This is a genomic window from Phormidesmis priestleyi BC1401 (assembly GCF_001650195.1).
GTDB classification, from domain to species: domain Bacteria; phylum Cyanobacteriota; class Cyanobacteriia; order Leptolyngbyales; family Leptolyngbyaceae; genus Phormidesmis_A; species Phormidesmis_A priestleyi_B.
This window is the reverse complement of record NZ_LXYR01000023.1, coordinates 71,077-77,575: the sequence shown is the minus strand read 5'-3', so window position 1 is coordinate 77,575 and position 6,499 is coordinate 71,077. Positions and strand designations below refer to the sequence as shown.

Annotated in this window: 6 protein-coding genes; 3 read left to right on the top strand and 3 right to left on the bottom strand. The window is 47.3% G+C overall.

The annotated features are described in order from the left end of the window. Positions 1-167 precede the first annotated feature (167 nt). Positions 168-1,199: a hypothetical protein gene (locus A8707_RS13830; protein ID WP_068817831.1), complete on the bottom strand. Its 1,032-nt coding sequence runs from the start codon at positions 1,197-1,199 to the stop codon at positions 168-170. 481 nt (positions 1,200-1,680) lie between these two features. On the opposite strand from A8707_RS13830, the gene A8707_RS13825 reads away from it, so the two are divergent. The 3 genes from A8707_RS13825 to A8707_RS13815 all read left to right on the top strand — a co-directional run bounded on the left by A8707_RS13825 (position 1,681) and on the right by A8707_RS13815 (position 4,017). Next, complete coding sequence (locus A8707_RS13825) at positions 1,681-2,412, top strand: helix-turn-helix transcriptional regulator (protein ID WP_082906358.1); 732 nt, start codon at positions 1,681-1,683, stop codon at positions 2,410-2,412. Positions 2,413-2,546: 134 nt separating this feature from the next. After that, positions 2,547-3,530: a 7,8-didemethyl-8-hydroxy-5-deazariboflavin synthase subunit CofG gene (gene cofG, locus A8707_RS13820; protein WP_068817829.1), complete on the top strand. Its 984-nt coding sequence runs from the start codon at positions 2,547-2,549 to the stop codon at positions 3,528-3,530. Positions 3,531-3,555: 25 nt separating this feature from the next. Then, positions 3,556-4,017, top strand: coding sequence for an adenylate/guanylate cyclase domain-containing protein (locus A8707_RS13815; protein ID WP_197484765.1), 462 nt, complete (start codon positions 3,556-3,558; stop codon positions 4,015-4,017). Positions 4,018-4,174: 157 nt separating this feature from the next. Here A8707_RS13815 and A8707_RS13810 read toward each other — a convergent pair whose 3' ends face one another. Both A8707_RS13810 and clpX read right to left on the bottom strand, forming a co-directional pair. Further along, the gene (locus tag A8707_RS13810) at positions 4,175-5,068 is read right to left on the bottom strand and encodes an alpha/beta fold hydrolase (RefSeq protein WP_068817828.1); all 894 of its coding nucleotides are present in this window, start codon (positions 5,066-5,068) and stop codon (positions 4,175-4,177) included. Positions 5,069-5,154: 86 nt separating this feature from the next. Then, positions 5,155-6,498, bottom strand: a complete 1,344-nt coding sequence (gene clpX, locus A8707_RS13805; protein WP_068817827.1) for an ATP-dependent protease ATP-binding subunit ClpX — start codon at positions 6,496-6,498, stop codon at positions 5,155-5,157. Position 6,499: the final 1 nt, after the last annotated feature.

The window sequence follows — 6,499 nt, the reverse complement described above, 5'->3', positions numbered from 1 at the left end:
GGTGGTCATAAAGTTATAATGGCTTGAAATAGATAGGATACAGGGCGGTTTTCCGTCCCATGTCTAAACATTAGCAGAAAACTTAAGTTTTGTAAAGTAAGTAATTAAGATTATTTTCGTGTTTGACACGCATTCCACAGCGTTGCCTTGAGAGACTGACTAATAGCTTATGAAGACTCACCGATTCTGAGATTTGCCAATGCTTGCTTGAAGTCAAGGTTAGCAAACCGATCGGCTGCTAGATAAACCCATGAGTAGGAGCGCTGAGTATCTTGATAGATGCGCTCAAACCCAAGCACTCGTCTCAGTTCTTCGTGAACCGGGTGAAGAACAACAGAATATAGATCGCAGAGTTGCGGGAAATCAGATTGCATTCGATTTAGCGTTGTTCGAGTATCTTCTAGCAGTTGGTAGAGGGTTGAAGCCTTAAAGAAGGGAGGGTCGATAATCCAGGCACGAATGTAGACCGATGTGCAGTTAATGTCATTCACACTCGCTATCTTAAAGGGGTCTACCGGGTTGTCTGTCGTGAGGTAGAAGCTCTTGCTAGGAGGCTGAAAGAAATTAAACTCTGACTCGCTGCTGACCGGGAAAAGAATGGCGATGCCGACGACGTTAAGATTGTCAGATCGGCGGATGACTCGCATTCCTACAGGATATTCCTGTGCCCATGTCCTTAATGTCCTAGCGATTTTAGCGATTACTGACCCATCTCTAACCAATTCGGCGTAGCTGCGGGCATAGAGATGGGCAACTGGGATCGCATCGGTACGGGGATTAAAATCATCCATGAACAGTTCCATAGGTGCCTCAACTTGCAGCAAAGTCAGCTCAGGTAAAGACTGTACTTGTAGGCATAGCGTTTGACCATCGTACTGTTTCTCTAACAACCCTAAAGCCGCTAGTCGATCGATCATCATGCCAGCCGCTCGATCGCTGCCTCGTTCTTGATCGCCATAAAATAGCTCTGCTGCCTCTCGGTGGGTGCACGCAACCGAGCCTTCTGGAGGCTCTAATCTGCTCAGCGGTTCAGGAAGCTTTCCTGCTAGCTCTTCTTGTTGCTTAAGCAGCAGATAAGCCCAAAGTCTGACAAAACACTCTGCACGACGACGAGTTAACCCGCCTCGTTTTTGCAGCATAGAAGCGTAGAGCTTTTGGTGCTCTAGAGGAAATAGTTTGTTGAGGAAGCTGGGGTTCATGGAGCAGGACCATCCTGTAGAGGTTTAGGAAAAGACCCGATCGGGTGACGCACTCATAAAGCAGTCTTTGGACAATGTAAGGCAAGGCAAAAGGGTTGACAGCACTTTTAACAGTGATTCTTCAGGCAAAGTAGTCAGCGAAATCTTCGCTTGCCGCCGTTTGAGTGGGTGTTTATTGGCTCATGAACAAGTTACTCGTTGCTTGTCTGTGCTGAGTTGCAGCTCTAGCAGCTACGGTTGAAATTTAGGCTAACTGACCTAGTTTTTCAACGTTAACCTTGCGCCTACGTCTGTCCTATGAAGGTTATCTTATTCCCTGATTTCTAGAGAACAACAAAAACTTCACACTACTTCAGACTGTTTCACCTTCCTTCAGGTTGATTGAAGGTAATTCGGGATCTTAGACAGGGCTACAGAGTGCTCATTGCAGGTTCAGGCTCACAGGTAGCAAAATACCTCCAGTGCTTGAGGACTTTGCCCCATGACAGCCCATTTATTCCCTGTACTCCCCAAATTTCGGTCTCCAGTTCGCTCTTGGTCTAGTTTTCGATCGTCTAAACGTGATCTAGACGACACAACCTGCCTTCTCCGCCCTTCTAACCGCCCAGCGATCGCATCGGCACCGCCCAATGACCTTGCCGCTTCAGAAAGTCTTGAGTTAGACGCACTTTGGAGTAGTTTAGTTGAGTCAATGTCAGAAGGGGTTCTTGTGGTCACTCGCACCCTTCGACCCATTTACACAAATTTGAAGGCGAAGAATCTTTGTCAGCAATTAAGTCAAGAAGAGGAGAATAACGCGAGCCTTCCATCTGTTATTACTGAGGTCTGTCATCGATTGATTAAAGCAGGGTTAGACGATGAACTCTTTGTAGCAGAGTATCAGGGGAATCAAGGACACAGTGTTCGTCTGCGGGTGCGTTGGTTGATGACTGGTGCAACTAGCTCTAATCCGACGGGTCATGAGTCGTGTATTTTAATCCTGTTAGAAGATTGCTGCGAAGCTTTAACGGAAGACTTGTGGATCGATCGTCGAAAATATGACCTGACCGATCGAGAAGCCGAAATCTGGATGCTCTTACGGCAGGAACATACCTACCAGGAGATCGCAACCATTCTGCAAATCAGTTTGAACACGGTGAAGACTCACGTGAAAAATGTCTACGCAAAACGGAGGAGTGTATCAGGGCAGAGAAAAATCTGGTACTCCAGATAAGTCGGTTTTTTGGTTTAGGTTGGGCGATCTGCACAGAACGTATGTTAGAGATTAAGAAAGGCTCTAAGACTTAGGAAGATAATTGTTTCAAGTCTAAAGCGTTTGCTTCTTAAACCCTCGGATAGCAAGGCGCAATGTCATCTTTTCCGCAGACTGTGACTTATAGCCCTGCCTACACGTTGGTTCCCACCTACGAGTGCTTTAACCGATGTAGCTACTGCAACTTTCGAGCCGATCCGGGCACGAGTCCCTGGTTGAGTTTGGCTGATGCAGAAATAATTCTGAAATCTCTGCAAAATCAAGATGTGATTGAGATTCTCGTCTTGAGTGGGGAAGTGCATCCTCAAAGCGATCGTCGAACTGACTGGTTGCATCACATTTACGATCTTTGTGAGCTTGCTCTTTCAATGGGATTTTTGCCTCACACCAATGCTGGACCTTTGAGCGTCGCGGAGATGACAAAGCTTAAAGAAGTCAACGTATCGATGGGGCTAATGCTAGAGCAAATCACACCAGAGCTTTTAAAGACGGTTCATCGCCATGCGCCGAGTAAAGTGCCAGACGTGCGATCGCAGCAGTTAGCTTTGGCAGGAGAGCTACAGATTCCCTTTACGACCGGGTTGCTGTTAGGGATTGGCGAAACCGAGTGTGATCGCCGAGAAAGTTTAGACGCGATCGCTCACATTCAAGAGCGGTGGGGACATATTCAAGAAGTAATCTTGCAGCCTTATAGCCCTGGACAAAAAGAATCCTCTGCGGGGGCTGCTTTTGGGGCAGAGGATTTACTAAAAACGATTAGAATGGCGCGTCAGATTTTGCCAGACACGATCGGGCTGCAAATTCCTCCTAATCTGGTTCAACCACAGATGCTGATCGCGTGTTTAGCTGCCGGAGCCACAGATCTGGGCGGAATCAGTCCTCACGATGAAGTCAATCCGGATTATCCCCATCCGAAGGCGAATCAGTTAACTGCCGCCCTCAACCAATCGGGGTGGAACTTTATGCCTCGGCTGCCTGTTTACCCACACTACGATCGCTGGTTGCCGTCTCGGTTACAGAAGGCTGTAAGTGAGTGGCGAGCGCGGTTGGCGCAATCTGGCAGACACGAAGAGTTCTGAAAGTAGTCCATTCTTAAAACGACCTATGGTTCCAGGACAGAACACCCGGATCGAGTTCGATCGACTGTTGCAGGCTCGAAATGATCAGCCCGAAAGACTTGCGGAGATTGATCAGCAAATTCAAGAGGTGTTTAGTCACACCTGCGCGATTTTCGTTCTGGATATGGCAGGATTTTCACGGCTCACTCTTCGGCATGGAATCTTGCATTTTTTAGGAATGATTCGGCGGATGAGTGTTATCAGTAAGCCGATCGTTTTGCAGTTTGGAGGCAGAGTGATTAAACAGGAGGCAGATAATCTATTTGCGGTGTTTCCCGATGTGGTATCTGAGATCGAAGCCTCTTTCTCAATCTTAAAAGATTTTTCGGTAGCCAATACAGGCTTACCAGACGACCAGGAGATTTATGCTGGCATTGGGATTGGATTTGGAGAGATGATGTCTATGGCAGTGAAACGAATCTTGCGTGTAAGTTGGGTGAAGACTTAGCCCGACGAGGCGAGATTCTTCTCACTGAAGCTGCATACCGTGAAGTAAACCCCCGTCCTGGGCTTTGGGAATCGATCGAGCTTTCGATTTCTGGAGTGGACTTAGCCGCTCACAAAGTCCGATCTCTTTTTGGTGCTTCACACACTGCTTAACCCCGTCAAACTTGAGCAGGGCTTGTCACTCCCAAAAACTCCTGCACTTTATGAAGGTAGGTCGGGGCATCTTCTAGCATTGGGAAGTGAGCCGTGTTTGGCATCAAAAAATATTCAATATTGTCATTGAGTTCGGCTGCATGACGACCTAATTCGGGTGGAATGATGATGTCACATTCACCCGAAACCAATAAAGTTGGCACCTTGATCTGGGCAAACTCAGCAGGCATCACCTCAGCCGCTTTCTTGCTCACACAGGTAAAAATTGTCCCTAACGCTGCGTCATAATCTGCCATGAGAAAGTCATCCAAGAAAGCGCGGCTGATCTCACCAGAGAGAGGACGATGCAAAAAACGCTGCATGAACAGCCGATCCATAAACGGCAGCTTATAAAGCCAGCGAGGGCGAAATTTGACGACGTACCCTCCAAATTTGTAGAAGGCGTTGAACGCTTTTTCGTCATATTCAAAAATGCCACTACAGGTAAGAATGGCTCGCTCAACTCGATCGCCATGCAGGTTCAAAAAAAACGTTCCAACGGACGCGCCCATCGAGTGAGCGTTGAGATAAATTCGCTTCAACCCCAAAGCATCCAGCAAACCAGCCAGATCTTCTGCGTAGCTTTCTAGCTCATAGCTAAGTTGTTCTTTTGTTTCTGGAAACTCTGCAAGAAGCGGTTTTTGGTTTGTGCTAGAGCGCGATCGCCCAAACCCACGCATATCATAGAGAAGGCAATCAAATGTGCTTGAAAGCGATCGAGCCGTGCTTTCCCAATAGCTTGACGAACCTCCCCACCCGTGAACAAAGACCATGATGGGCTTTCCGGTCGGCTGAGAATGCTCAGTATCCGTCACCCACTTGTAATAGTGATTAAATCCATTAACCGTTGCGTATGGCATCTCAGAAGCTTAGATATTAAGTGAGTGAATCTTGAGTTTGGGATTTGTTTGCTTAAAACCTGAAACTCAAAATACAGAACTCAATTTTAAGCGGATTCTGGCTTTGGAAGGGAAGAAGGATGCATTAAGAGTTCGGCAGTTGAGCGTTTTTCAACCATCTCACGGGTAATCGAACATCGAGCCACGTCCTTGCGAGAAGGTAGCTCATACATGATATCAAGCATCAGTTCTTCGACAATGCTGCGAAGTGCTCTGGCTCCCGTTTTTCGACGATACGCCTCTTGAGCGATCGCTCTGACTGCATCTTGCTTAAAATCAAGCTGCACATTGTCCATCTTCAGCAGCTTTTGAAACTGCTTCACCAGCGCATTACGAGGCTCAGTGAGAATCTCAGCCAGTGCATCTTCATCTAGAGGATCAACGACTGCCATAACTGGGATTCGCCCAATGAATTCGGGAATCATGCCAAACTTCACTAGATCGTCAGGTTCGAGATGTTTGAGAATATCAGCGGTTCGTTTGTCTTTAGAAGGCTGATTGTCTCCACCTTGAACAAAGCCCATCGATCGCTTACCGATTCTCTGCTCAATAGACTTATCTAACCCGACAAATGCGCCACCGCAAATAAACAAAATATTGCTCGTGTCGATTTGAATGCAGTCTTGATAGGGATGCTTACGCCCACCTTGAGGAGGGACGTTTGCAACAGTACCTTCCAGCATTTTTAATAGAGCCTGTTGAACGCCCTCACCAGACACATCGCGAGTGATCGAAGGGTTTTCGCTTTTGCGGGCAATTTTGTCGATTTCGTCAATGTAGATGATGCCACGCTGAGCTTCTTCAACATCTAAGTCTGCCACCTGTAGGAGGCGCAGCAAGATGTTTTCAACATCTTCACCAACATACCCTGCCTCAGTCAGCGTTGTAGCGTCTGCCACCGCGAAGGGAACGTCTAAAATCTCTGCCAGCGTTTGCGCTAGAAGAGTTTTACCGCAACCCGTCGGACCAATTAGTAGAATATTTGACTTTTGTAGTTCAACTGGGTCATCGACAGGAGCCTTCGCGCCGTTTTTAACCTGGGTGAAGCTAAGACGCTTATAGTGGTTATAGACTGCCACAGACAAAACTTTTTTTGCTTCGTCTTGACCAATCACATGCTGGTCAAGATGCTTCTTTATTTCTCGCGGCTTAGGAATCTGGCTCAAAGATATGTTAGCAGAGCGCGCTCGACGCTTTTCGGGCGCTTGCTCTTTACGAGGCACAGGCTGAGGGGCTACACTAGAGTCGAACAACTCCTCATCTAAAATTTCGTTGCATAAGTCTACGCATTCATCACAGATGTAAACACCGGGTCCCGCGATCAGCTTGCGGACTTGCTCCTGAGACTTGCCGCAAAAAGAACATTTTAGATGGGAGTCGTATTTGGACATA

What these genes read in the sequence shown, in the direction of transcription:
- A8707_RS13810 (WP_068817828.1), bottom strand. Translation starts at nt 5,068, where the DNA reads ATGCCATACGCAACGGTTAATGGATTTAATCACTATTACAAGTGGGTG.
- cofG (WP_068817829.1), top strand. Translation starts at nt 2,547, where the DNA reads ATGTCATCTTTTCCGCAGACTGTGACTTATAGCCCTGCCTACACGTTG.
- A8707_RS13825 (WP_082906358.1), top strand. Translation starts at nt 1,681, where the DNA reads ATGACAGCCCATTTATTCCCTGTACTCCCCAAATTTCGGTCTCCAGTT.
- A8707_RS13815 (WP_197484765.1), top strand. Translation starts at nt 3,556, where the DNA reads ATGGTTCCAGGACAGAACACCCGGATCGAGTTCGATCGACTGTTGCAG.
- clpX (WP_068817827.1), bottom strand. Translation starts at nt 6,498, where the DNA reads ATGTCCAAATACGACTCCCATCTAAAATGTTCTTTTTGCGGCAAGTCT.
- A8707_RS13830 (WP_068817831.1), bottom strand. Translation starts at nt 1,199, where the DNA reads ATGAACCCCAGCTTCCTCAACAAACTATTTCCTCTAGAGCACCAAAAG.